This window comes from Roseateles sp. (assembly GCF_039595295.1).
Taxonomy (GTDB): Bacteria; Pseudomonadota; Gammaproteobacteria; order Burkholderiales; family Burkholderiaceae_C; genus Roseateles.
This window is the reverse complement of the sequence record NZ_JBCNLU010000051.1, coordinates 1-22,354: the sequence shown is the minus strand read 5'-3', so window position 1 is coordinate 22,354 and position 22,354 is coordinate 1. Positions and strand designations below refer to the sequence as shown.

General features: G+C 67.0%; 20 protein-coding genes. 7 read left to right on the top strand and 13 right to left on the bottom strand.

Translation table 11 applies throughout. The features are described 5' to 3' along the window. The 5 genes from ABDW59_RS22510 to ABDW59_RS22490 form a co-directional block, all read left to right on the top strand. The coding region (locus tag ABDW59_RS22510) for a DegT/DnrJ/EryC1/StrS family aminotransferase (protein WP_343633352.1) at positions 1-725 on the top strand (725 nt) is incomplete at its 5' end. 19 nt (positions 726-744) lie between these two features. Then, on the top strand, positions 745-1,335 hold the full coding sequence (locus tag ABDW59_RS22505; RefSeq protein WP_343633350.1) for a sugar transferase: 591 nt from the start codon (positions 745-747) through the stop codon (positions 1,333-1,335). 46 nt (positions 1,336-1,381) lie between these two features. Further along, positions 1,382-2,320: a hypothetical protein gene (locus tag ABDW59_RS22500; protein WP_343633348.1), complete on the top strand. Its 939-nt coding sequence runs from the start codon at positions 1,382-1,384 to the stop codon at positions 2,318-2,320. Continuing rightward, on the top strand, positions 2,320-3,060 hold the full coding sequence (locus ABDW59_RS22495) for a WxcM-like domain-containing protein (RefSeq protein WP_343633346.1): 741 nt from the start codon (positions 2,320-2,322) through the stop codon (positions 3,058-3,060). Before ABDW59_RS22500 ends, ABDW59_RS22495 begins: the two co-directional genes overlap by 1 nt. A gap of 10 nt (positions 3,061-3,070) precedes the next feature. Beyond that, a complete protein-coding gene (locus ABDW59_RS22490; protein ID WP_343633343.1) occupies positions 3,071-4,939 on the top strand; it encodes a nucleoside-diphosphate sugar epimerase/dehydratase in 1,869 nt (622 codons plus the stop codon). 101 nt (positions 4,940-5,040) lie between these two features. Here ABDW59_RS22490 and ABDW59_RS22485 read toward each other — a convergent pair whose 3' ends face one another. From ABDW59_RS22485 to ABDW59_RS22425, 13 genes are all read right to left on the bottom strand, one after another. Next, on the bottom strand, positions 5,041-5,862 hold the full coding sequence (locus ABDW59_RS22485) for a 2OG-Fe(II) oxygenase (RefSeq protein ID WP_343633341.1): 822 nt from the start codon (positions 5,860-5,862) through the stop codon (positions 5,041-5,043). A gap of 161 nt (positions 5,863-6,023) precedes the next feature. Further along, a complete protein-coding gene (locus ABDW59_RS22480) occupies positions 6,024-7,349 on the bottom strand; it encodes a hypothetical protein (protein WP_343633339.1) in 1,326 nt (441 codons plus the stop codon). Next, positions 7,339-8,673: a class I SAM-dependent methyltransferase gene (locus tag ABDW59_RS22475; RefSeq protein WP_343633337.1), complete on the bottom strand. Its 1,335-nt coding sequence runs from the start codon at positions 8,671-8,673 to the stop codon at positions 7,339-7,341. The genes ABDW59_RS22480 and ABDW59_RS22475 overlap by 11 nt, the downstream gene beginning before the upstream one ends. After that, the gene (locus ABDW59_RS22470; RefSeq protein ID WP_343633335.1) at positions 8,670-8,867 is read right to left on the bottom strand and encodes a hypothetical protein; all 198 of its coding nucleotides are present in this window, start codon (positions 8,865-8,867) and stop codon (positions 8,670-8,672) included. The genes ABDW59_RS22475 and ABDW59_RS22470 overlap by 4 nt, the downstream gene beginning before the upstream one ends. Positions 8,868-8,881: 14 nt before the next feature. Further along, on the bottom strand, positions 8,882-9,928 hold the full coding sequence (locus ABDW59_RS22465) for a DUF1972 domain-containing protein (RefSeq protein WP_343633333.1): 1,047 nt from the start codon (positions 9,926-9,928) through the stop codon (positions 8,882-8,884). Beyond that, the gene (locus ABDW59_RS22460; protein ID WP_343633331.1) at positions 9,925-11,028 is read right to left on the bottom strand and encodes a glycosyltransferase family 4 protein; all 1,104 of its coding nucleotides are present in this window, start codon (positions 11,026-11,028) and stop codon (positions 9,925-9,927) included. Before ABDW59_RS22460 ends, ABDW59_RS22465 begins: the two co-directional genes overlap by 4 nt. Continuing rightward, complete coding sequence (locus tag ABDW59_RS22455; RefSeq protein WP_343633329.1) at positions 11,025-11,681, bottom strand: acyltransferase; 657 nt, start codon at positions 11,679-11,681, stop codon at positions 11,025-11,027. Before ABDW59_RS22455 ends, ABDW59_RS22460 begins: the two co-directional genes overlap by 4 nt. Then, positions 11,632-12,825: a hypothetical protein gene (locus ABDW59_RS22450; protein WP_343633327.1), complete on the bottom strand. Its 1,194-nt coding sequence runs from the start codon at positions 12,823-12,825 to the stop codon at positions 11,632-11,634. Before ABDW59_RS22450 ends, ABDW59_RS22455 begins: the two co-directional genes overlap by 50 nt. Beyond that, a complete protein-coding gene (locus ABDW59_RS22445) occupies positions 12,822-13,889 on the bottom strand; it encodes a hypothetical protein (RefSeq protein ID WP_343633325.1) in 1,068 nt (355 codons plus the stop codon). Before ABDW59_RS22445 ends, ABDW59_RS22450 begins: the two co-directional genes overlap by 4 nt. Further along, a complete protein-coding gene (locus tag ABDW59_RS22440; protein ID WP_343633323.1) occupies positions 13,886-15,190 on the bottom strand; it encodes an O-antigen translocase in 1,305 nt (434 codons plus the stop codon). Before ABDW59_RS22440 ends, ABDW59_RS22445 begins: the two co-directional genes overlap by 4 nt. Before the next feature lie 5 nt (positions 15,191-15,195). Next, complete coding sequence (locus tag ABDW59_RS22435) at positions 15,196-16,299, bottom strand: DegT/DnrJ/EryC1/StrS family aminotransferase (protein ID WP_343633321.1); 1,104 nt, start codon at positions 16,297-16,299, stop codon at positions 15,196-15,198. 135 nt (positions 16,300-16,434) lie between these two features. Beyond that, the gene (locus ABDW59_RS22430; RefSeq protein ID WP_343633319.1) at positions 16,435-17,574 is read right to left on the bottom strand and encodes a Wzz/FepE/Etk N-terminal domain-containing protein; all 1,140 of its coding nucleotides are present in this window, start codon (positions 17,572-17,574) and stop codon (positions 16,435-16,437) included. Positions 17,575-17,587: 13 nt separating this feature from the next. After that, the gene (locus tag ABDW59_RS22425; protein WP_343633317.1) at positions 17,588-19,612 is read right to left on the bottom strand and encodes an SLBB domain-containing protein; all 2,025 of its coding nucleotides are present in this window, start codon (positions 19,610-19,612) and stop codon (positions 17,588-17,590) included. Between the two features lie 133 nt (positions 19,613-19,745). Here ABDW59_RS22425 and ABDW59_RS22420 point away from each other — a divergent pair, with 133 nt between their 5' ends. Then, on the top strand, positions 19,746-20,873 hold the full coding sequence (locus ABDW59_RS22420) for a glycosyltransferase (RefSeq protein ID WP_343633315.1): 1,128 nt from the start codon (positions 19,746-19,748) through the stop codon (positions 20,871-20,873). 96 nt (positions 20,874-20,969) lie between these two features. After that, on the top strand, positions 20,970-22,354 hold a 1,385-nt coding region (locus tag ABDW59_RS22415), incomplete at its 3' end, for a DEAD/DEAH box helicase (protein WP_343633313.1).

The window sequence follows — 22,354 nt, the reverse complement described above, 5'->3', positions numbered from 1 at the left end:
TCGCGCGCAAGCACGGGCTGAAGGTGGTCGAGGACGCGGCGCACGCGCTGCCCACGACGCTGGAGAAGGAGCTGATCGGCACCATGGGCAGCAACGCCACGGTGTTCAGCTTCTACGCCAACAAGACGATGACCACGGGCGAGGGCGGCATGCTGGTCACCCGCGACGCGGAGCTGGCCAAGCGCGCCCGCGTGATGCGTCTGCACGGCATCAACCGCGACGCCTTCGACCGCTTCACGGCCAAGGTGCCGAGCTGGTACTACGAGATCGTCGCGCCCGGCTTCAAGTACAACCTGACCGACATCGCGGCGGCGCTGGGCCTGCATCAGCTCAAGCGGCTGCCGGCCTTCCAGGCGCGTCGCGAGCAGATCGCCGCGCGCTACTTCGAGGCCTTCGCCGACCTGCCGCTGATCCTGCCGCCCAAGCCCATCGAGGGCGACGTCCACAGCTGGCACCTGTACGTGCTGCGCCTGAGCGACGCGGCGACGGTGACGCGCGATGAATTCATCGAGCGCATGTTCGCGCTGGGCATCGGCTGCAGCGTGCACTACGTGCCGCTGCATCAGCATCCGTACTGGAAGGAGCGCTACGGCCTGACGGCCGAGATGTTCCCGGAGTCGCAGAAGGCTTACGAGCGCACCGTGACGATCCCGCTGTACACCGCGATGACGGACGAGCAGGTGGAGCGCGTCGTGGACGCGGTGCGCCGCAGCCTGGGTCTCTGACGCGCGGATGGATGGGCCGATGGCCAAGCGACTTTTCGACATCCTGTGCTCGGGCCTCGGCCTGCTGCTGCTGAGCCCGCTGCTGCTGGCGGTGGCGGCGTGGATCAAGCTGGACTCGCGCGGGCCGGTGATGTTCCGGCAGGAGCGGGTGGGGCGGCATGGACGGCCCTTCCGCATCCACAAGTTCCGGACCATGCGCGTGGACGCGCCCAAGCTCGGCCCGCAGATCACCATCGGCGACGACGCGCGCATCACGCGCAGCGGCCGCTGGCTGCGCGCGAGCAAGGTCGACGAGTTGCCGCAGCTCTGGGACGTGCTGCGCGGCGCGATGAGCCTGGTGGGCCCGCGGCCCGAGGTGCCGCGCTACGTCGCGCTGTACCCGGCGGCGCTGCGCGAGCTGGTGCTGTCGGTGCGGCCGGGCATCACCGATCCGGCCTCGCTGAGCTTTCGCAACGAGAGCGAGCTGCTGGCCAAGGCCGCCGATCCGGAGCGGGAGTACGTCGAGGTTGTGATGCCGATGAAGCTGAACCTGGCGGCGGACTACGTGCGCAACGCCAGCCTGCTGGGCGACATCCGATTGATCCTGGCGACGCTGGGGCTGACACGCTGATGCACAATGCCGGCTCTTTCGCCCCGATGAACGCTGTAATTCCCCTATGAGCATCGATTCCCAGCTGCTGGCGCAGGCCGCGCTTTTCCACCCCATGTCGTTCCTGACGCGGGCACCCGAGGTGGCCGCCGAGCAGTTCCTTCAGAAGCTCGAGGCGGAGGTGAGCGGCGGTGCGCTGCGCGTCATCGCCACCGCGGACGAGGGCAGCCGCGTGTACTACCGTCGCCTGGCCTGGGACAGCGACCATTTCGGCGTGCCGATGTACCGCGTGGACTTCTTCAGCAGCAAGCTGGAGGGCGAAGGTGCGGTGCGCGCCTACCGTGAGCTGCTCGAGATGTTGAAGACCGTGGTCGCCGCCGAGTCCGAACGCTTCTACGTCTTCGCCGAGGTGCCGTCGGACGCGATCTTCCCGCTGCAAGGCGCGTGCGCCGCAGGCTGGAGACTGGTCGAGTCCCGCCTGACCTACTACCACGATCGCCTGCAGCAGTTCGACTACGCGCAGCGATTCAAGGTGCGTCAGGCTGTCGTCGAAGACATCCCGAACCTGCGCGAGGTCGCCGCGGTGTCTCGCAACGCCTTTGACCGCTTCCATTCGGACTACTTCTTCTCGGCGCCCACCGCCGACGCCTATCTGTCGACTTTCGTCGAGAACTCGGTCAAGGGCTTCGCGGATGTGGTGCTGGTGCCGGCCGTGGACGATCGTCCGCCCAATGCTTTCCTGACCGGCAACTACGTGCCCGAGTCGACGGAGTTCGCCGGCAAGAAGATCGCACGCATGATCTTGTCCGCCGTCGGAGAACAGCGCCGCGGCTGGTACGTGAAGCTCATCGCCGAGTTGTCCCAACACTTCAAGGCGCAGGGCGTCGATATCTGCCACATGACCACCCAATCGACCAACAGGGCGGTGATCCGCACTTGGGAGAAGCTCGGCTATTCGTTCGGCCGTTGCGCCCATGTGCTCGTCCTCACGCAAGGAACCATCTGATGAACAAGATCTTGAGCGGCGCGATCATCGATCCGACCACCGAGCTGGGTGAAGATCTCCAGATCGGGCACAACGCGGTCGTGCTGTCCGAGGCGGGCGCCGGTCGCGTGACCCGCGTTCTCGATCGCGTGCGCATCGGCGCCAATGCCACCGTGTACCCTGGTGTCGTGCTTGGCGAGGGGGCGAGCGTCCTGCCAGGCGCTGTCGTGAAACAGTCGGTGCCTCCGCTGGCGATCGTCGACGGCAATCCTGCGACCATCGTGGGCTATGAGAATACGGCCAACTTCAAGCCAGCCCCGGCGCACGGCGGCCCCCGCCAGGCGCGTGAGCCGTCGTCGGTCAAGGGCGTTGAGCTCTTCCACTTCGCCGACATCAAGGATCTGCGCGGCAACCTGACCGTCGGCGAGTTCGAGAAGCAGATTCCCTTCCTGCCCAAGCGCTACTTCTTGGTCTATGGCGTGCCCACGGCGGAGACGCGCGGCGAGCATGCGCACATCGCTTGCCACCAGTTCCTGATCGCGGTGCACGGCTCGGTGAGCGTCATCGCCGACGACGGCACGCAGCGCGAGGAGTTCGTGCTGGACAGCAACAGCCGTGGTCTATATCTCCCGCCGATGACCTGGGGCATCCAGTACCGGTATTCGTCGGATGCAGTACTGCTGGTGTTCGCATCGGACTTCTACGATCCTGCGGACTACATCCGCGATTACTCGGACTTCCTGAAGGCCGCGCGCAAGTGATGCGCCAGCGATGAGCTGGTTGTCCCTTGATGCAGCCCTCACGCGGTTGCGCCCCTACCGCGAGCGGCTCGCGCTCGCGCTGGACATGGTGGCGGTGGTCCTGGCTTGGCACGCGACCTATCTGTTCCGCTTGGGCTTCGAGCGTTGGTTCGAGGCCCGGCCGAACTACGACCACTGGGTGATGCTGGCCGTCGTGGCGCTGTACGGCGTGTTGCTCAAGCTGCTGGGCGTGCCCAAGGGCATGTGGCGCTTCAGCGGTTTCGGCGAGGTGAAGCGGCTCGCGGCGGTGTGCGTGATCGCGGGCCTGATCGGCGCGGTCGCGGTGCTGATGGCGCAGCTGACGGCGGTGCCGCGGGCGGTGCTGGCGCTGCATCCGGTGTTCACGCTGATGGCACTGGCGACGATGCGCATGGGCTACCGCATGCTCTACGAGCACATGCGCAGCCGCATCAGCGGTAGCGCGCAGGAGCAACGACGGGCGCTCGTGATGGGCGCGGGGGATGCGGGTCGGCTGCTGGTGGCGGGGATTCAGCATCAGCAGGGCTGGGTGGTGGTCGGCTACCTGGACGACGCGCCGGAGAAGCGCGGCGCGCGCGTGGCCGGCGTGCCGGTGATCGGGACGCTGGACGACGCGACGCGGCAGGCGGACACGCAAGGCATCACGCACGTGATCGTGGCGATGCCGGGCGCGACGACGGCGCAGCGCCGGCGTGCGCTGGATCTGGCGGGGAAGACGGGCCTGGCGGTGCTGACGGTGCCGAGCAGTCAGGAACTGCTCGCGGGCCGCGCGGTGAATCAGGTGCGAGACATCGAGCCGGAAGATCTGCTGGGCCGCGAGCCGGTGCAGCTGGACGAGGGCGGCATCAGCGAGTGCATCGGTGGCAAGATCGTGTTGATCACGGGGGCCGGCGGGTCGATCGGATCGGAGCTGTGCCGGCAGGTGGCGCGCTACGGCCCGTCACGGATCGTGCTGTACGAGCTGAGCGAGTTCGCGTTGTACCGGATCGAGCAGGAGCTCGGGGAGAGCTACCCGCACATCCCTCTGGTGCGGCTGATTGGGGACGTGAAGGATCTGCAGCACGTGCGGTTCACGTTCACGAAGCACCGCCCTCAGATCGTGTTCCATGCGGCGGCCTACAAGCATGTGCCGCTGATGGAGGAGGAGAACGCGTGGGCGGCGCTGCGCAACAACACGTTGGGGACCTATCACGCATGTACGGCGGCGGCTGAATCCGGGGTCGAACGCCTGGTGCTCATCTCGACCGATAAGGCGGTGAACCCGACGAATGTGATGGGCGCGACCAAGCGCGCCGCAGAGCTCGTCATCAGTCACATGGCCGGACAAGGCCACGCGACGAAGTTCATGGCCGTACGTTTTGGCAACGTCCTCGGTTCCAGCGGCAGCGTGATCCCCAAGTTCAAGGAGCAGATCGCCAAGGGCGGGCCGGTGACCGTCACGCATCCGGACATCACGCGCTACTTCATGACGATTCCGGAGGCGGCCCGTCTGGTCGTACAGGCAGGAGCAATCGGGGAGTCGGGGCAGGTCTTCGTGCTTGACATGGGCGAGCCTGTGAAGATCGTGGATCTGGCGCGAACCATGATCCGCATGAGCGGCAAGGACGTGAACGATATCCGGCTCGAGTTTTCCGGACTGCGCCCTGGAGAGAAGCTCTACGAGGAGCTGTTGTCCCACGCAGATACGACGCTAGGCACGCCATTCGCGCGTCTGCGCATCGCGCTGCTACAGGACGCTTCGCTGGCGACTCGCGTGGTGAACTGGCTGGCGGCCTTGCAAAGCCAAGGCGGCGTCATGTCCGACGCGAAGGTGCGCGAGGCGCTGTCCGAGCTGCTGGCGAGCGAGTACCGGGCGCGCTGAGTCAGGCGCAGTCCGGCGAATCGGACGCTCCAATGAAGCAGACCCGCCGAGGCGGGTCCTTCAAAGCGCCGGATACGGGTCCGGCACGCGTCGATTACCGATCAGTTTTTGTTCTGATCCTTGTCGGCGGCGGCAGCGCGACGCTCTGTGTTGCTGCCCAGCAGCGCCGTCTTCAGCTTCACCAGGGTCGGCGAGGCCTTGGCCAGGAGACTCTTGGCCACGCCGGCATCTTCCGGTTGCCATTGCGTCGAGCGCACCGGCACGGCCGAATAGTTCGTGTCGACCGAGTAGGCGTACGCCGCCAGGGACGTGCGATAGCGGCCCTTGGGGAAGTTGATCGGCTTGTAGCCGTGCAGCGTGTGGCCCTTGGTCAGCATCAGCACCAGACGGTTCTCACGCGGCGCCACGCGGCCACGCTCGCCCGTTTCCTTGTGCTGGAGTTCGAGGTGGCCACCGTAAGACTCGTCGTAATCCTTGTTCAGATAGAGCAGGATGTTGAGTTCGCGCAACCAGTCCTTGTTGGCCGGATGACGGCTGAAGTCGGCGTGCATGTCGAGGTAGGAGCCCTCGCCGCCCTGGTGGATGCCGCCGCCCAGGAAGCGTGGATCGACGAAGACCTCGCGCCCGTAGATGTCGCTGAGCAGGCGCGCAAAGCGCTCGCCCAGCAGGGCTTCGCGCAGTTGCTGGAAGATCTGGGCGCCGCCCGCGAAGCTCGGGTTCTCGAACTTGTTCTTCGCAAACACGTAGTCGCTGGACTTGTTTTCCTCGTTGGGCGCCGGCATGTGGGCGTGCACCAGCGCGAGCGCCTCGGGCGTGAGGAAGTCCTCGATCACCACGTAAGGGAAGGGCTTGGCCTGCTGGTACTCGCTCTTGAGCTGGTCGAGGCGGGCCTCGATGGCGTCGAACTGGATCAGATCGTTCATGGGAATGCGGCCCGCGGGGCCTCAATTTGTACTTGGAGATGGCGTTCTGTCCGCCCGAGCGGAGCGGCGTCGCGCGCCGTTGCCGCATCGAGCGCTCCCTGGCGCGCGAAAGCCGCAAGTGTAGTGGACGGTGCCGGCCATCACTCGTGTGGCGCGGGCCTTCAGGGGTGCCGACGGCCGATGTACTCGAGCACGTCGGCGTTCAGTCGCGCGCCCAAGGCCGGGGCTGGCCGCGTGGTCACGACCATCAGCGGCACCCGAGGGTCCAGCAACTCCTGCGGCAGATGCTGGCAGTCGGTGCCCGCGAACACGAGGTTTTGGCACCAGAGCGTCGTGCGCAAGGGGTGGTCCGAGAAGATAACCAGCCGGAATCCGTTACCGAAACGCTGGTGCAGACGTTCGGCCATGCCGACGACCCGCTGTGTCGCTAGCGCTAAGTTGTCGGTGAACTGCTTGGGCATGGGATCGCCAGCAGTGGCCGACGGCGGATGGGGCAGAGGCAGGTGCAGGAACATCGCGCCGCCGTCGTTCCAGAACGGCGCCGCCGCGGCCCGCTCGTCGACGTCGGCCAGCAGCGTCATCCAGTCCTGCGCCGCCTGCTGCTGACACTCGCGGCGGAAATGTTCGGGCGCCATCCGGATCTTGGCGCGACACAGCCAACGTTCCCAGCCGTCGGAGAAATCCAGCATGGCGCAATAGCGCAAACCGCGGATGGCGCAGTAGGGGTGATAGAAGCCGACGATGTCCAACGGCATGCCGTCCAACGCGAGCTGATCGAAGGCGAACGCCGCGCGGTCGGTGCAGACGGTATGTTGCCCGCAGGGCACGCCGTCCTTCATGCTGCGGCCCGAGAAGATCGAGGGCAGCACTTCTTCGGTGTTGCGGCCGACGGACGGGACTTCCAGGGCGGCGACCGAGAAGCCGCGCTGCTGCAAGGCGGTGGCGATGCGGCGTGCCGGCGTGGCGGGCAGCTCGTCCAGCAGGACGATCAGGGTGGCGGTCGGTGTCGCGCCCGAAAGCGCCGGGGGCGCGACGGTCAGGCCCTGGTCCCTGGCCAGCAACCAGGCCATCGCGGTCGGAGTGGCCGCGAACAGCAGACTACCTGCCGCGACCGCGTAGGCAAGACGCGACAACAGTGCCGGCGAACGTGCGGCCACGATCAGGAACAGGACGGCCGCGCCCAGCGCCGGCGCCAGAGAGACGGCGGTCGGGAACGTGTCCGGCAGATAGGCTTCTCCACAGGCCCAGCCGAGGGCTAGCCCGAGCAGGGCGGGGGCGGTCAGGCGGCCCCAGGCGCCCGGCAGGCGCGACAGCGCGGCCGCGATCCATCCGCAGACCAGCAGGCTGAGCGCCGCCAGCGCCAGGATCACCGCGAGCGATTGATGATGGTGGTACAGCACGGAGACGATCCGCGCCGTCCAGCCCGCCAAGCACAGCGCCAGCGCGGCGGTGATGACGGGACGGTGAGGGCTGCGCTCAGACCGCATGGGTGTTGCGCAACAGGACCAGGACGCGCTGCGTGCCGGGCAACGCGGTCTCGGCCTCGATCCGGAAACCGGCCTGTTCCAGGGCCAGTCTTTGGACGGGCAGATCCATCTCGCGAGGGTCGCGGTTGAAGCGGGCACACAGCATGCGCATCATCGGATCCGCCTGACCGATCAGCTCGGCGACGACATGGCGGACCTTTAGCTGGACCAGCCATTCGGCGACGCGTCGCGGGGGGATGGACGAAGTGACCAGCAGGTGGTGCAGCAGCGCGAGCACGTAGACCACATCGAAGCGCCGTTCGGTAAGACGTTGCATGAGGCCAGGCACTTCGGCGCCACCCCAGCCGCGCGGGCCGGGCAGGTCGTCCAGCGACGCCACCAGCGGGTGGATGCGACCCTGGCCGCGATGCCGCGTAAAGAGTCGGCCGATGGATTCGGGATCGATGTCGACCGCAACCACCCGAGCGTCGGGCTGCTCCAGCGCGATGTCGGTGAACTCGCCGGTGTTGCAGCCCAGATCGAGGACCCAGTCCGGAGCAATCCTGCGCGTCCATTCGGAGACTGTTCGACGCTTGAGGTCGAGCTGATCCTCCTGATAGTGCAACCGGCCGTCGCTGCCGGTGTAGCCGCTCCATCCGCTGAGCGCCGACGGCGCGCGGCCCAGACTGAAGCGCAGCAGCGACAGCAGGCCGCGATGGAAACTGGCGGATGCATCGGTGGCGGTCTCGGTCGCCACGGCGCCCGAGGCGGGGGCGCGTGCGCTGGCCGCCGTCGTCCAGAGCAGCGGCGCGCAACGCGAGAACCAGCCGCGCAAGCCCAGCATCCGGCGCGCGACATCCTCGGGCAGACCGTCGCGCCAGGCGCGGAACAGCTGGTGCGGCGGAAGGCCCGCCCGGCGCGCGGCCTCCAGGGCGAAGCTGAAATGCCGGGCGAACTGCCCCATCGGCGCCCATTGGCGGGTGCGGATGGGCTGCATCGAGAGGTGGTCACAGAAACGCGGGCGGCAGCCGTCGAACAGCACGTTCCACGCGCTGGCGTCCTTGAGCTCGTGGCCGGTCGTCAGCAACTCGTCGGCGATGTCCAGCGTCAGTTCTGCGGCGGCATGAAGCTGCGCCGCGCTCCACTCGGAGGGCATCGTCACGAAAGGCAGGCGAGGACTGACCACGCGCGTGGCCGACTCGATCTCGAACGGCAGCAGCTGGCCTTGATCGACCATTCGCGCGGCTTGGGCGCTGCACAGCCAATCGTCCTGAGGCAGCGGGGCGACCAGGGTGCGGACGGCCGAAGCGGCGTCGAGCGCCAGGGAACCTCGGGGATCCCTCATCGTTGACGTCGGATGATGCGCTGCCACCAGCGCTTCAGCGTGTCGCGAGGGTTGCGGATGAAGACCAGGACGGCGCCGATCAGCGCCAGCAGGCCCTGCCAGATCAGCATGCCGGCGCCGGGATCCACGTAGGCTTGCGCGTGCAGGGGCAGCAAAAGGAGCAGCAGCAGGAGCCGGTAGCGGGAGGGTTGCATGACTTCGCGAGGGGCTAGATGAACAGGGCTTCGTAACGCGCGTTGATCGCGTCTCGCGTGTAGGCGGCGCGGGACGGCTTGGGTCCACGCTTGGAGCCGGCAAGCATAGCGCGCATCAGATCGGCCAGTTCCGTCGCGGAGCCGAAGTAGCGGGCGTCCTCGCCGGCGGTGCAGCGGTTGAACACGCAGTCGAAGCAGGCCAGCGGGGCGTCATAGAACAGCATCTCCACCAGCGACGGATTTGTGCCGCCCACGCTGTGCCCGTGGATGTAGCCGGCGCAGTTGCCGCGCAGCGTCGCCAGGACCTCCGGGTCATAGACCGGATCCAGCAGGCGAAGACCGGGCACCTGCGCGAAGCGCTCGCGCAGATCGCGACCGTAGGCGGACGCGTTCCAGTTGCCGATGAAGGTGTAACGGCCGAGGCCGAGCGAGGCGAAGGCCTCGAGCTTCATGTCGCAGTTGTTCTCGGGCTCGATGCGGCAGATCGACAGCAGACCGACATCCTCCTGCGGCGCCGGGCCGGGCAGTCTGACGTGGTCGCCCGGATAGGCGATGAACACGGCGCTGTCGCGCCGCGAGGGCAGCAAGAAGGGACGCAGGCCCTCGCTGTCGACCACCACCTCGTGCGCGAAGGTCTGCGCCAATGTGTCGGACAGCTTCAGGAAGGCCTTCTTCTTGCGTCCGAACTTGTCTCGACGCCACTCGACGCCGTCCACGTTGACGATCAGGCGGCGCCGCAGCAGCGAAGCGAGCAGACGCATGATCGGGAAGAAGATGCCGCCGGACACGCCCAGCACCACGATGTTGCGGTGGGTGGGCAGGACGCGGAGGAAGGCGACGAAGTCGTGCAGCACGGAGAGCGCGCCGTTCGCGGGCAGCGAGAGGAACAGACGTTTCACGCCGTGCCAGTCTTGCGCGTGGTCCTGATAGCGATTCCGGTCGCAGGTGACCGTCACTTGATGCCTGCGGGCGAGGTCGGGCGTGCACGCTTCAAGGAAGCCCTCGAAGCCGCCGTAGACGTTGGGGACGCCGACCGATCCGATGAATGCGATGCTGCTCATGCCGATGCCGCGTCTGACGCTGCCAGTTCCTTGTCCAGCGCCTTCAGCAGGCGCGCCTGAAATCCGTCGAGTCCGAAACGCTGTTCGAAATGAGACCGGTTGGCTCGTCCGATCCTGTCCAGCGACCAGGTCGCCACGGCCTGGGCGAGCGCGTCAGCCAGTGCTGCCGCGTCTTCGGGCGGGATCAACGCGTTGCCTTGCGTGTCCGCCAGGGACTCGTTGGCGCCGCCCACGGCCGAGGCCACGAGCGCGCAACCGGCGCGAAGGCCCTCAAGGATCACCGTCGGGAACGGGTCCGCGTACACGGACGGGACGCAGGCGACCTTGCCGCGATAGAACAGCAGCGCGCCTTCGTCGACCTCGCCGAGCATGTCCACGCGCACATGGCGCTGGGCTGCTACGGCCTCCCAGCTCGGGGGCAGCGGCGCGCCGTTCAGCGTGGCGCCGGCGATCGCGACGCGCAGCGGATGGCCGAGTGCCTCCAGCCGCGCCAACGCGTCCAGCAGCACGGGGAAGCCCTTCTTTTCCGTCAGACGGCCGACGAAAACGATGTCGTACTCGCGCTCGGCGGCTAGCGGCAGATCCAACGCCGGCAGGCCGTTGTGAACGATGCGGCTGCTGGGGTCGTCCGCTAGGCCCCAGGCCCGGGCGATTGCACCAGACACGAAGATCACGCGGTGCGCCGCCAGCTTGAGCAGCGTGCGACCCAGCAGGCGGATGACAGGCCCCTGCGGCGTCTCGTGCAGATGGACGACGACGCGCTTGCCAGCCCAGCGGCTGAGCAGCGCCGCAGGCAGGGTGCCGAAAGTGTTGCAGTACACGAGACGGGCCTCCCGCCAGCCTGCGGCGGGGCGACGACGGAAGTTCCAGGCCTTGCCTGCCAGTTCGCACAGATAGCGGAACGGTCGGGATCGCAGCTTAGCGAACACGAGCATCGGGAAGGGGTACTCGTCTGCATAGGCCTGCGCGGCCGGCAGTCGGTTCTCGCCAACGTGCGCGGTCACCGAGTGACCTGTCGATCGCAGGGTATCAAGGATCAGGCGGCAGATTCGGGAGGAGCCGTAGCGGTCCGCGACGGTGTCGAACAGCAGGACCTTCATGCGCGTTCCCTCACCACCCGGGCGGGTGCTCCGACCGCGATGGAGTAGGGCGGGATCTCTCCGCGCACCACGGACCCGGCGCCGATCACGCAGCCGTTGCCGATGCGGGCGCCGTCCAGGATCACGACATTGGCGCCGATCCAGCAGTCGTCGCCGATCTCGATGCCAGCGCGGGTTACGCCTGCATGCTTCATGGTCTCGGTCCGAGGCGTGATGACGTGGTTCTCTGCGATGAGCGATACGCGCGGGCCGAACATGCAGTCACGGCCGATGCGGATCATGCCGGCGCAGCCGATATAGGCCAGCGGGCCGAAGGTGGTGCCGGCGCCGATCTCGCAGCCCTCGCCTAGCAATCCGCCGTAGAACGAACTGGGCCGCAGCTGCGAATGGGAACCGAAGGACACGCCCGCGCCAAGGCTCACGCCCTGCGCGGACTCGCCCTGGACCACGACCTGCTCCTCCAGCTTGAGGATGCCCGTTCCGCGGATGTAGCGCGTGCCCGTGACGCGCGCGCCGCTAGCGATCAGCATCGGGCGACGCAGCAGCAGCGCATCCGGCAGCCCGCGCAGCGCCAGCAGCGCCGCGCGGACGATGCCGCGCAGGTTAAGCCTGCGCGAGCCGTCGGGCAGGATGTATTGAAAGGACTTGAGCACGATGGATGGCGGCGTACACGGCGACGCAGAGAAGGAAATTCGGAAGTCGGGTATGGAACGGGATCTGCACCAGCGAGGAGATCACCAGCGTCCCTAGCATCACCCCCAGCGCATCGCGGCGGTCTTCCCCGCGACGCACCCGCGCCACGGTCAGGAAGAGGCTGAGCAGCGCCAGCGTGGCCGGCACGCCGATCTCAGTGCAGAAGTAAAGCAATCCGGAGTCCAGCACTGTCGGCGCGTCCACGAGGCTGTCGCTGAGGTTGACCGCGAGGCCGCCGCCCGTGGCGAAATTGCTGGCGTCGAGCTGGGTCCACAGGACGATGCGTGGCGCCAGCGTCGCCAGCGAGAAGCGCGAGTTGGGCATCGCGTACAGCAGCGCGATCAGCTCTTCGGAGAACAGCATCATCAGGCTGAGGAAGCCGGCCAGCGTCACGAAATAGATCGGGACCACCCGCCGTCCGGCGACGCGTGCCAGCAGCATCCACAGCGGGAGCGACATCAGGATGCCGCGGGTGCCGCTCAGATAGAGCAGGAACAGGCCCAGCGCCCACAGCACGGGCCGTCGTCCGGCGAATCCGATCGCGAACACGAAGAGCGCGAACGCGGCGAAGTCGGTCGGGCCGCTCAACAGCGAGAAGGCCTTGGCCGCCTGACCGAAGTTGGTCACGCCCTCGTAGACCAGGCTGGTGCCCGAGAGCTTGAACCACGGCTTCTCGAAGGCATAGTCGCTCGCCACCTGGATCACGGCGTATCCGCCCAGCAGCCAGGCCATGAGCTCCCCGGCCCCTAGCAGGGACCGGGTGTCTCCGCCCGACATCTGGGGATAGGAGACGCACATCAGCGTAGTGGCCAGGACCCAAAGATAGGTGCTCCGCGTGGAGACGATGGCGGCTGCGGGACCATTCAGCACGACGGACAGCAGGAACAGGACGGCGAACACGGCCGTCACGACCGTGTGGCGTCGGGTCCAGCGGATGCGGCTCACCATCACGCCGAACAGGCCGAGGAACACTAGATCGCCCGCGAGCAGCGCGACGTAGTGCAGCGCGGTCTCGTTGCTCAGCCAGTACGGGAATCGCTTGCCGAACTGCACCAGCAGCTCGGTGAAGAGCCCGATCAGCAGGATGACGCCGGGATGTGTCACTTCACATGCTCGAGGAATTGCGCGGCCACCTTGAGGTGGTCATGGCGCTGCCAGGCCAGCGCCCGGACGTCGTCGGGATGGGGGCGGGTGTCGAGATGTCGGACGAGCGTCTCCTCGAGCGTTCGCGCGTCGGCGCTTGCCTCGCCGGTCACCCGGAAGGGGACGCAGCCCGTGCCGTCGAAGCCCGCTGTGGGCGATTCCTCGAGATGACCGTAGGCTACCGACGTGCCCAGCGCGAGCGCGAGCGCGCCGGTCATGCCGTAGCCGTCGGCCAGCAACTGGTCCAGCACGATCTCGGTGCCCCCGAGCGTGCGCAGGAACTGATCGAAAGGCATGCGCTGAGGCAGATGGATGAGGCCTGTCAGGGACGGGCGCGCGGCCATCAGCTCGCGCAGGTACATCGTGCCCTTGAAACCCAGCCGGTTCATGCCGTGGAGCACGCGATGGGGCGGCGGCCCCTCGCGATGGAGGTACTGCTCCAGATGGGCGACATCGATCGGAAAGTGGATCGGTGCTGTCACGACGGTGCCTGTGCCTGGGCGCTGGTAGTCGCGCGCGCTGGGCACGTAAGCCTCGGTGAAGGGCACGACCGTGTCGAGCCGGTCGAACAGGCTCGTCATGCCGGACCAACGACCGTTCACGAACACGCAGTCGCCGCCGTTGAGATCGTGGCGCTTGCATTCCCGGCACAGCATGGTCGATTCGCGCGCGGCGTGGAAGCCGTCGCTGCAGCCGGCGTGCAGCAGCACGACCCGGCCGGCCGAAGCGGCGAGCCAGCTCAGCAGCGCGGCGTCGATGTGGCGATTGAAGATGAACTCGGTCGCTAGCACAAGGACGTCATCCTCGCGCAGCGCATGCCGCAGCTGCCAAGCGCCCACGACCTGTTTGAGCGGCCTCAGCACCGGCCTGACGTCGTTGTTCCAGATGGAGCGGCCACGGGGAATGCCCTTCCAGCCATCGCCGTTCGAATAGAGGACGACCTCTTGGCCCAGGGCCTCCAGGCCTCGGCTCAGGAACAGCGACAGGCCGCTGAAATCTCCGACGAAAACGTAGCGCATGTTCAATTGGCCGCAGCGGACGGTGCGTCCGTGGCCGGCAGAGGGCGGGTCGAAGGGAAATCGGACTTGAGCAGCCCGGTGTACAGCGCCCAGACGCTGACCCAATAAAGCAGGTAGACGGCGATGTAGGCGGCGGCCGTCCCGGTCAGCCCCCCATAGTGAGCACCCGCGACCGTCAAGGCGGGGCTCAGCAGCGCGAAGACGAACTCGTTGATCAGGTAGGCGCGCGTCTTGGCGCGGCTGATCAGCGTGTAGGCAAAGATCCAGCTGGAGATCTTCACCACGTCGCCGATCAGCTGCAGCCCGAGCACGTCCGCCAGCGGCCGGAACGCGGGGCTCAAGAGCGCCGTGATCAGCCATTCGCGCGAGAGCCAGAGCACCAGCGCAGTCGTCACCACCAGCGGCACGATGAACTTCTGTCCTTGCACCACCTCGTGGCGCAGTTCGTCCCGAGTGCGGATCTCCGAGAGCCGGGGTAGCAGGTAGACGGACAGCGTGGTCGTCAACAGCATCAGGTGGGTGTCGCTGATGCGCATCAACGCCTGCCACAGGCCAGTGTCGTGCAGGCCGATGCTGGTCGAGATGCCATAGCGGGCTGCGGTCTGCGACAGCGGGGGCAGCAAGGCGCCGGCTAGGCCGATCAGTGCGAATCCGCCGAGCAACCGGGACTGGGTCGGGTCCGGACGGCCGATGAGCTCACGCAGTGGCGTACCCACGTGGCGGAAGAACAGCCAGCCAGTGAAGGCCAGGGCTGCGGCCGGACTGACCGCCAACGCGATCAGCGCGCCTTGCAGGCCCAGGCCGTACACCAGCGCGCCGGCGAGAACCGCCGTGAGCAGGCTGCCCACGATGTTGGCCGTGACATACAGCGACACGAGCTTGAGGCCGTTCAGAATCGCGATCAGCAGCGCGCTGATCGACGACAGGAAGAGCGCGCCCGCGAGCCAGGCGACGGCGCCGGCCAGACCGACATCGGCGAGCGCCCGCCGGGCGATCGGCTCGCGCCAGAGCAGCAGCACCAGCGCGCAGACGACGCACGCGACCAGGTTCAGGCCGAAGGCGGTCCGCCACGCCGCGATCTGGCGCGCGCGCTCACCCCCATATTCGGCCGTGTACTTGGTGACGCCGGTACTCAGGGCGCCGCTCGTCAGCGCGGTGACCGCAGTGATCAGGTTCTGGAACTGACCGACGACGGCATAGCCTGTCGGACCGATCGCGACGGCGAAGACCTTGTTCAGCGACAAGGTGGTGGCGATTCGCACCAAAACGGCGATGCCGTTCAGGATCGTAGTCTTGGCGAGATTCACCGGGCTCAGCGTCCAAAGAAGCGTCGCACCGAGGCGATCACCGCTTGCGTCTGCTCATCGCTTTGCGTGGGGCCGATCGGCAGGCTCAGAACCTGTTCGTGGATGCGTTCGGACAGCGGCTGCGAGCCTGCGGGCAGGCCCAGGAACGCATAGGCCGGCTGCAGATGCGGCGGCACCGGATAGTGGATCAGGCTGCCGATGCCGTCGGCCTGCAGGTGCGCCGCCAGCTCGGCTCGGCGGGCGGTGCGGATCACGTAGACGTGCCACACATGTTCGGCGTTGGCGTCCTGCGCCGGCAATGTCAGGCCGTCGATGTCGGCGAGTCCTTCCTGATAGAGGCCGGCCAGGGCAACCCGACGCGCGTTGTCGGCGTCCAGCAACGGCAGCTTGGCGCGCAGGAAGGCCGAGTGCAGCTCGTCCAACCGCGAGTTGAAGCCGGCGACCTCGTTGTGATACTTCACTCGCGAGCCGTAATTGCGCAGCACCCGCAATTGCTCGGCGAGCGCGTCGTCATCCGTCGTGATCGCACCGCCGTCGCCCAGCGCGCCCAGGTTCTTGCCTGGGTAGAAGCTGAACGCAGCCGCATGGCCCAGCGCGCCGACGCGCTTGCCGTCCAAGCGACCACCGTGCGCCTGCGCCGCGTCCTCGAGCACTTTGATGCCCAGGGGATCGGCGATCTCCCGCATGCGATGGACCTGGGCCGGCTGACCATACAAGTGCACAGGGATGATGGCCTTCGTGCGGGGCGTGATCGCCGCGCGCAGGCGGTCGGGGTCGAGGTTGAACGAGCCCTCCACCGGTTCGACCGGCACGGGCGTCGCACCGGCGTAGGTGACCGCGAGCCAAGTCGCGATGTAGGTGTTGGAAGGGACGATCACCTCATCCCCGGCGCCCACGCCCCAGGCGCGCAGCACCAGGTGCATGGCGTCCAGGCCGTTGGCCACGCCGATGGTGTGCTTGGCGCCGCAGTAATCCGCGAACTCGCGTTCGAAGGCCTCGGTTTCCTTGCCCAGGATCCACCAGCCCGAGTCGAGCACGCGGTCCAACGCGGCGTGCAGCTCGTCGCGTTGACGCAGATTGATATCTTTCATGGCCAGGAACGGAATCATGCTCGGGCTCCTGCGACGGCGCGAGTGCGCGCCTGGGTGTTGAGGTGGTTCATGGTCTTGTCTTGTCCCTTGTGAAAGCGGAAACGGCGCCTCTTGCGGAGCGCTTGGGAAATGCGGTGATTGGCGGGAGACGGGTCAGGCGGTAGGCGTCGCGCGCCGTCCCGCACGCTGCCGGATATGGCCCAGCAGGACCGCGAAGGTGACCGCCAGAAGCGATCCGAATGCGGCGATCACGCCGTAAATCAAGCGCTTGGGGCGGCTCTTGCGCTCCGGCGGAGTGGCGACGTCCACGACCTGGATCAGCCCGCCTTCGCGGCTTTCCTCCAATCGCGCGGCCTCGAACTGACGAGCAAACAGCTCGAACAGCGATTCTTGATACTTGTACTCGCGATACTTCCCGATGTAGTTGACATCCGTCGGAGCACCGTTGTCCGCACTCTCCAATTTGGCGAGTTGCGCACGCAGGGCTCCGAGCAGGCCGCGCTGCTGCAGGACCTCGGGCGCCGAATCGGCCAACGTGCGCTGCATCGTCTGCAGCTTGACGTCGGCGGCGGTGACCTCCGCTTTGATCCGTGCATAAGCGTCGGCGGCCGCCTTGGGCTCGGCCTTCATGGCGCCCGGATTGAAGCCGCTGCGCTGGAGTTCGAGTTGAGCCTGCGTGAGGCGATCGCGCGTGCGCTTGAGCTCCTTCTCGAAGAAGACCCGCCGTTGCTGGGCCTCGGTCAACGCGAGCTCGCCGGTCAGACGGCGCAGCTCATCGACATGGGCGTTCGCCAAATCGGCCGCCATGGCGGGGCTGCTCGCCTCGGCCTCGAGCGTGATCAGGCCGTCCTTCTTGCCCAGCGAGATCCGGACGTTCTGCGACAGCTCCTTGCGCGCCTGGAAGCGGTACTTCGCGTCGTACTCCTTCATCAGCCCGAAGCGGTCGATCAGTTTGTCCTGGACATTCACGCTCTCCATCAGCGAGATGTACTGGTCGGCGGTCGTCTTGACGCCGCCCACGCCGAGTCCGGCCAGGCCCGACAACGCTCCGCCGAGCGAGGCCAGGGCGGTGGCGGCGGTGTTCTGCGCTGGCTGGGGCGGCAGGAACATCGTGCGTGCCGTGTAGGTCGGCGGCACGAGGAAGCTGACGCCGACTGCAATCGCGCCCACCACGATCGGCGTGATCACCAGCAGTCGGCCACGGGCGTGCAGGGCGGAAACGATCTCGGAAAACTGGAAATCGGTCTCGGAGTCGCGCTTCTGGACTTCCGCAGAGGTCGGGATGTTGCTCATCGTGCGTTGCGCGTCAGTTCTTGATCGTCTTCAGCGCCGCGGCACCCAGACCGAATTGATACAGGATCTGCGTCCAGTCCTTCGCCTCTTGGATGAACGTGGTCTTGTTCATCTCTTCCGGCACGAAGACGGTGTCGCCAGGCAGAGCCTGCATGCTGGTCAGGCTATTGCCGAAGGCCAGCCATCCGCTGTTGGATTGGCGGGCGCTCACGACGGTGCCGTTCGCGCGAATCACGAAGGTGGCGCCGAAGTCCGCGCCACGCGTCGGGCCGCCGGCCAACTTGAGGATGTCGTCCACTGTGGAGCCATCCTTGAGCAGGAAGCTGCCGCCGTTGAACACGCTTCCGAAGACGCCGACCGTCATCGGACGATTCGGGATCAACAGACGGTCGCCATCTTCGATCGTGAGGTCGGGCAGACGTGACGCGTCGCTTTCCAGCTGCAGCACGACGCGACCCGTCGGACGCACCGTGCGCAGGCGGTTGACCAGACGCTCGGTGGCCGAGGCGCGCTGCGCGTTTGCCGTCGCCTCGTCGGCGGTGGTAGCACGCTGCGTCGACGAGTACTTCGTCAGTTCGGTCTCCATGTCCCGCAACGCGCGGTCATAGTTTTCCTGCTGGGACAGGCGCACGCTCTCGCGCGAGAAGTCGGTGCCGTACACGTAGGCGTGAGGCGTCAGGCCTCCCGCTGCCTGGATTGCATCCGGCAGCGTAGCCGTCGGCGGCAAAACGTACTCGCCCGGTTTCGCCACCTCGCCCTCGACCGTCACGCGCTTGTATTGCTTGTACTGCGGCAGCGCCGTGTTGACGCTGCTGAACACACGCAGCACGTCGCCATTCATCACACTGGACTTCGCCTGCGCCGGCAGCGTCACCTCGACGATCCGCTTCTCGCTGCGCTCGCTCAGCCGCTCGATCGACATGCGCGAGCGGTCGGCCACCGAATTGAAGCCGCCGGCCATCGCCAGCACGTCCTCAATCGTCTCGTTCGGCTTGAGCTCAACGATGGTCTGCTTGTTCACGCTGCCCAGCACCGCGACCTGCGGGCCGACGGCGCCGATGTGGATCACGTCCTCGGCTTGCAGCGCGCGGTCGCCCGACTTGTCGCCCTTGAGCAGCAGGTCGTACGCATCGAAGTTGGCCACCGTGCGGCCGTTGCGGCGCAGTTCAATCTGACGGAAGCTGCCCGCGGCCGACGGACCGCCCGCACGCGTCAGCGCGTTGGCGATGGTCGCCAGGCTGCTCACCGTGTAGGTGCCAGGTTTTGCCGTGAAGCCGGTGACGTAGATGCGGATCGAGCGCAGCTTGCCCAGCGAGGTGCTGACCTGGAAGTTCTTGAAGACCTGGCTGATGCGGTTGCGCACCACATCGTTCAGGTCGCCGTAGCGGATGCCGGCCACCAGGACTGGACCGACGCGCGGAATCGTCACGCGACCCGAGCGGTCCACCGTCAGACGCAGATCCGCGTCGATCGAGCCCCACGCGGTCAGTTGAATCTCGTCGCCGATGCCGATCAGGTAGTCAGCCGGCGCTTGGCGCGGGCCGTCGGCATCGCTCATGCGGCCGTCGCCCAGCATCAGGTCGTAGCCCAGGCGATGGATCACCGTGTCCGGCGTGATCGTGCGTGTCGTGAGCGAGGTCGACTGCTGCTGCGGACGGACCACGTACGGGTTGTCCTGTTCCTGCTCCGCTCGCTTGAGCAGCTCAAGAATCTCGGGGTCCTTCAGGTCGATGCCCTGCAGGCGGTTCACGTAGATCTCGAACTCGCCCGGGACGTAGCGCTCGCGCTTGGCCATCGGCGCTTGCGGAGCTTGCGCACTCTGATCCTGCGCAACGCGACCGGGCACGACCAGGCGGATCGGGCCCGAGATGTCGTTGCCCGACTCGGACTGGGTGTTGGAGTTCGAGCTCTGCGCCATCGCCGAGCCGACCATCAGACAAGCAGCCAGGGCCGCCAGCGCATGGCGCGTGAAGCGGGGCCGGCCTGTTGTGTTCTTTTGTGCGGCCGGGGAAAGGGCGCGTTGGGCGCTAAGTTCCATGCGTGATCTCACCTTGGGATGGACTTTGCCGACGAAGGCGGGTTTGCCCCGGCGACAAGCGCGGCATTCTATGTGATGCCTGTTGCGCCAAAGCCGCCTCGTTTTGAGCGACCGGTCGTTACACTGCCGCCCCATGTTGTATTTGTTAATCCCGTTCGCGGTGGCCGCGGCGATCACGCTCTACGTGGTGCACTCGTCGACGGTGCATGGACATCTGTCAGCAGATCACGACCTCTCCGGCCCGCAGAAATTCCACGCCCGCCCGGTGCCTCGGATCGGTGGCGTCGGCATCTTCCTGGGATTGGTGGCGATGGTCGCCGTGGCCTGGTTCATGGGCCATCCCCAAGCCAAGACCGGCTTCCTGCTCCTGCTCTGCGGCGTGCCCGCCTTCGCCGCCGGCCTGATCGAGGACTTCACCAAGCGCGTCTCCCCGGGTAAGCGTCTGCTTGCGACCGCCGTCTCCGCGGCCCTGGGCTGCTGGGTCCTGGGCGCGATGATCACCCGCACCGACATCCCCGGCCTGGACCTGATCGTCGGCACCACCGTCGGCGCCGTGCTCGCCACCGTGCTGACCGTCGCCGGCGTGGCCAACTCGGTCAACATCATCGACGGCTTCAACGGCCTGTCCTCGATGTGCGTCAGCCTCATGCTGCTGACCTTCGCCTACGTCGCCTACCAAGTCGGCGACACCGAGATCGCCCTGTGGTCTCTGGCCGGCGTCGGCGCCATCCTCGGCTTCTTCGTCTGGAACTTCCCCGGCGGGCTGATCTTCCTGGGCGACGGCGGCGCCTACTTCATGGGCTTCTATCTGGCGGAGATCGGCATCCTGATCATCCACCGCCATCCGGAGGTCTCGCCGCTGTTCGCGCTGATGGTCTGCATCTACCCGGTCTTCGAGACGCTGTTCTCCATCTACCGCCGCCGCTTCCTGCGCAACACCAATCCCGGCGATCCCGACGGCATCCATCTGCATTCGCTGATCTACCGCCGCCTGATGCGCTGGGCCATCGGCGCCCGCGACGCGCGCCTGATGACGCGCCGCAATTCGATGACGGCCCCGTATCTCTGGACGCTGTGCATCTCCTCGCTCGCGCCAGCGCTGCTGTTCTGGGACTCGACACCCATGATCGCGGCCTGCATGGTGCTCTTCGGGGTGGCCTATGTCGCGCTGTACTGGCGCATCGTCCGCTTCCGGACCCCCAAGTGGATGGTCTTCCGCGGCGACCAGCGCAAGCTGCCCGCCGACCATCTGAACCCCTGATCCACTCCCGATTCCGCCCGGATTTCCGGCGCGTCCGACGCGCCCTCCGTGGTTACCCGAGGCCTCACGAGGGCCTTGGGGGATAATCCGCGCCTTATGACCGAAACCACCCCGACGCCAAGCCCGCGATTCGACACGCTGCCGCTCAACCCGAAGCTGCTGCGCGCCGTCGACGACCAGGGCTACGCGACGATGACGCCCATCCAGGCCAAGGCGATCCCCATCGTCCTGTCCGGCCGCGACGTGATGGGCGCCGCCCAGACCGGCACCGGCAAGACCGCCGCGTTCTCCATCCCGCTGCTGCAGCGCATGCTCAAGCATGAGAACGCCTCGATGTCGCCCGCCCGCCATCCGGTCCGCGCCCTCGTGCTCGCTCCGACCCGCGAGCTCGCCGACCAGGTCGCCAACAACGTCAAGGCCTACGCCAAGCACACCCAGCTGCGCGTGGCCTGCGTCTTCGGCGGCGTCGACATGAAGCCCCAGACGCTGCAGCTCAAGGGCGGCGTCGAGGTCCTGATCGCCACCCCCGGCCGTCTGCTCGACCACATCGAAGCCAAGAACGCGGTGCTCAACCAGGTCGAATACGTCGTCCTGGACGAAGCCGACCGGATGCTGGACATCGGCTTCCTGCCCGACCTGCAGCGCATCCTGAGCTATCTGCCCAAGACTCGTCAGACGCTGCTGTTCTCGGCCACGTTCTCGCCCGAGATCAAGAAGCTGGCGCAGAGCTATCTTCAGGATCCGGAGCTGGTCGAGGTCGCCCGTCCGAACGCCACCGCGTCGACCGTCGAGCAGCGCTTCTTCAGCGTGGACGACGACGACAAGCGCGCCGCCGTCAAGCAGCTGCTGCGTCAGCGCGAGATCAAGCAGTCCATCGTCTTCGTGAATTCGAAGCTGGGCGCGGCCCGTCTGGCGCGCGCCTTCGAGCGCGACGGCCTGAGGACCGCGGCGCTGCATGGCGACAAGTCGCAGGACGAGCGTCTGAAGTCGCTGGAAGCGTTCAAGCGCGGCGAGGTCGAGCTGCTGGTCGCGACCGACGTCGCGGCCCGCGGCCTGGACATCGCCGACCTGCCGGCTGTCTTCAACTTCGACGTGCCGTTCAACGCCGAGGACTATGTCCACCGCATCGGCCGTACCGGCCGCGCCGGCGCATCGGGCCTGGCCTTCACGCTGGTGACCAAGGCCGACGCGCGTCTGGTCGGCGAGATCGAGAAGCTCATCAAGAAGAAGCTGGACCTGGAGCCGATCGAGCTCGAGGAAGGTCGCAGCCGCTTCGGCGGTGATCGGGGCGACCGCGGCGGTGATCGCGGTCCGCGCGGCGACCGGGGTGAACGCAGCGACCGCGGCGATCGCGGTGACCGTGGAGAGCGCACCGAAGGCAGCGGTGAGCGCCGCGACTTCCGTCGCGAGCGCGAGGATCGTCGCGACGAGGCCTATGGCTCGTCGGCCCCTTATCGCGCACCGCAGCGTCAAGCCGCCTA

What these genes read in the sequence shown, in the direction of transcription:
- ABDW59_RS22505 (WP_343633350.1), top strand. Translation starts at nt 745, where the DNA reads ATGGCCAAGCGACTTTTCGACATCCTGTGCTCGGGCCTCGGCCTGCTG.
- ABDW59_RS22500 (WP_343633348.1), top strand. Translation starts at nt 1,382, where the DNA reads ATGAGCATCGATTCCCAGCTGCTGGCGCAGGCCGCGCTTTTCCACCCC.
- ABDW59_RS22495 (WP_343633346.1), top strand. Translation starts at nt 2,320, where the DNA reads ATGAACAAGATCTTGAGCGGCGCGATCATCGATCCGACCACCGAGCTG.
- ABDW59_RS22490 (WP_343633343.1), top strand. Translation starts at nt 3,071, where the DNA reads ATGAGCTGGTTGTCCCTTGATGCAGCCCTCACGCGGTTGCGCCCCTAC.
- ABDW59_RS22485 (WP_343633341.1), bottom strand. Translation starts at nt 5,862, where the DNA reads ATGAACGATCTGATCCAGTTCGACGCCATCGAGGCCCGCCTCGACCAG.
- ABDW59_RS22480 (WP_343633339.1), bottom strand. Translation starts at nt 7,349, where the DNA reads ATGCGGTCTGAGCGCAGCCCTCACCGTCCCGTCATCACCGCCGCGCTG.
- ABDW59_RS22475 (WP_343633337.1), bottom strand. Translation starts at nt 8,673, where the DNA reads ATGAGGGATCCCCGAGGTTCCCTGGCGCTCGACGCCGCTTCGGCCGTC.
- ABDW59_RS22470 (WP_343633335.1), bottom strand. Translation starts at nt 8,867, where the DNA reads ATGCAACCCTCCCGCTACCGGCTCCTGCTGCTGCTCCTTTTGCTGCCC.
- ABDW59_RS22465 (WP_343633333.1), bottom strand. Translation starts at nt 9,928, where the DNA reads ATGAGCAGCATCGCATTCATCGGATCGGTCGGCGTCCCCAACGTCTAC.
- ABDW59_RS22460 (WP_343633331.1), bottom strand. Translation starts at nt 11,028, where the DNA reads ATGAAGGTCCTGCTGTTCGACACCGTCGCGGACCGCTACGGCTCCTCC.
- ABDW59_RS22435 (WP_343633321.1), bottom strand. Translation starts at nt 16,299, where the DNA reads ATGATTCCGTTCCTGGCCATGAAAGATATCAATCTGCGTCAACGCGAC.
- ABDW59_RS22430 (WP_343633319.1), bottom strand. Translation starts at nt 17,574, where the DNA reads ATGAGCAACATCCCGACCTCTGCGGAAGTCCAGAAGCGCGACTCCGAG.
- ABDW59_RS22425 (WP_343633317.1), bottom strand. Translation starts at nt 19,612, where the DNA reads ATGGAACTTAGCGCCCAACGCGCCCTTTCCCCGGCCGCACAAAAGAAC.
- ABDW59_RS22420 (WP_343633315.1), top strand. Translation starts at nt 19,746, where the DNA reads ATGTTGTATTTGTTAATCCCGTTCGCGGTGGCCGCGGCGATCACGCTC.